Origin of the sequence: Paraburkholderia humisilvae (genome assembly GCF_902859855.1) — a bacterium.
Lineage (GTDB): Bacteria > Pseudomonadota > Gammaproteobacteria > Burkholderiales > Burkholderiaceae > Paraburkholderia > Paraburkholderia humisilvae.
The window spans coordinates 1-1,335 of record NZ_CADIKH010000350.1 but is presented as its reverse complement, the minus strand read 5'-3'; the positions used below and the strand labels follow the sequence as shown (position 1 = coordinate 1,335).

The 1,335-nt window shown below is 60.5% G+C and carries 1 protein-coding gene; it reads right to left on the bottom strand.

The genetic code is table 11. From position 1 onward, the window contains the following. Nucleotides 1-47 precede the first annotated feature (47 nt). Complete coding sequence (locus HV796_RS42460) at nucleotides 48-1,313, bottom strand: IS256 family transposase (RefSeq protein ID WP_175233578.1); 1,266 nt, start codon at nucleotides 1,311-1,313, stop codon at nucleotides 48-50. Nucleotides 1,314-1,335 lie beyond the last annotated feature (22 nt).

Sequence of the window (1,335 nt, the reverse complement as noted above, 5' to 3'; positions counted from 1 at the left end):
GAGCTAACGTCAAGAGTGGTGTACGAATAATTTGATGGCGGTCGATTTCAAGCGGCGAGTTTCTGCTGAACCGGTCGATCGTCTTGCACCGGTTCGCCGTCCTTGAAGGCAACACCTTCGAGCAACAGCCTGATCTTTTCTGGGCCGTTGATACGGCGCCAGGTTTTCTCGGCTTCCTCGATCAGCTTGAATGCCAGTCCGAGGAAGGTTGGTCGCGATACGCAGTTACGCGTGCGCGTCGTACGGTGGCGTACCGTCGCGAACGTCGATTCAATCGCGTTGGTCGTACGCAGGTGCTGCCAATGTTCGGCAGGAAACTCGTAGAAGGCCAGCAAGCTCTCCCGATCCTTCTTCAACGTCCCGGTCGCCTTCGGATATTTCGCCGCATGGATCGACACGAAACGATCGAACGCAGCGTACGCGTCGGCGCGCGTCGAGGCCATCCAGATCGATTGCATGTCGGCCTTCGCGCGGCCCTGTTGCGACCTGGGCAGCGCGTTCAGTACGTTGCCCATCTTGTGAAACCAGCAGCGTTGGCCACGCGTCGCCGGAAACACCTCTTCCAGGGCGGCCCAGAAACCCATGGCGCCGTCGCCGACCGCCAGCCGTGGCCCTGCCTTCAGACCGCGCTTTTTCAGGTCAAGCAACAGTTCTAACCACGACGCTTTCGTCTCGCGATACCCATCGCCGAGCGCCACGCGTTCTTTGCTCCCATCCGGTTTCACGCCGATGATGACCAGCAGGCATTGCCCGTCGGAGTTCTCGCTGCGCAGCCCCGTATGAATGCCGTCGACCCACCAATAGACGTAGTGCGACCCGGACATGTCACGCCGGCTCCAGGCCACATGCTCGTCGGCCCATTGCGCCTTGAGCCGGCTCACCACGTTGGCTGACAAGCCCCTGGCGTCATCGCCCGGCAGCACGCTCAACGCTTCGCCCATGTCACCCGTCGAGATGCCCTTCAGATACAGCCACGGCAACGCTGCGCTCACGCGAGGCGACTTTCTCACGTATGGTGGCACGATCGTCGAATTGAACTTCACGCCCGATCCGGATCGATCGCGCACCTTCGGCACCCTCACCGCAATCGGCCCGGCGGCCGTCAACACCTCGCGCTCTGGCAGGTAGCCGTTTCGCACGACGGCGCGTTGCCCTTGCAAAGTCTTGACGTTCGCGAACCGCTCCATCAGTTCTGACAGCTCCGCCTCGATCGCTTGCTGAATCATTTGCCGTGCCCCTTGACGAACCAGTTCGTCCAGACCAAGCCCGACTCCCGATAGACCGACCACTGCTTTTTCCGTATCCTTGCTCATGGTGGATGGTTTGATTTTTTGC